Genomic DNA, 452 nt, shown 5'->3' with positions numbered 1-452 from the left:
ATCTCAGCCAGATTTACATCTGTATGTTGCGCGTCATCGTGTGCTCACTACGTCAGCAAGCACGACGCGCCACGGCATCGATTAAAAAACCCATTCACAATGTCAAAGAATGCGGGCAAATCCCGCGTAACCGGCCTGTTAGGGCCGGAACCGTTTCACTTCATCTCTGGAGTACACTGACAGAGCGCTTGATGCGCAAAACCATCCTCAAGCCGTTTACACGGCGAAGATGGTGGAGCCTATCGGGATCGAACCGATGACCTGATGCTTGCAAAGCAACCGCTCTCCCAGCTGAGCTAAGGCCCCGTTATCTGTCAAAACTGGCAAATGGTGGGCCTGAGTGGATTCGAACCACTGACCTCACCCTTATCAGGGGTGCGCTCTAACCAACTGAGCTACAGGCCCAACTTGCCAAGCCCGAGACGACCACAAAGGCCGCGGGCGGCGTGAGC

General features: G+C 55.1%; 2 tRNA genes. Both read right to left on the bottom strand.

Features of this window, described 5'->3' with window-relative positions:
* Positions 1 to 230: 230 nt before the first annotated feature.
* Positions 231 to 306 (bottom strand) — tRNA-Ala (locus GVL61_RS24485).
* Between the two features lie 22 nt (positions 307 to 328).
* A tRNA-Ile gene (locus GVL61_RS24480) sits at positions 329 to 405 on the bottom strand.
* Positions 406 to 452 lie beyond the last annotated feature (47 nt).

The organism is Novosphingobium sp. 18050, assembly GCF_902706195.1.
Classification (GTDB): Bacteria; Pseudomonadota; Alphaproteobacteria; order Sphingomonadales; family Sphingomonadaceae; genus Novosphingobium.
This window is presented reverse-complemented; position numbering and strand designations above follow the sequence as displayed.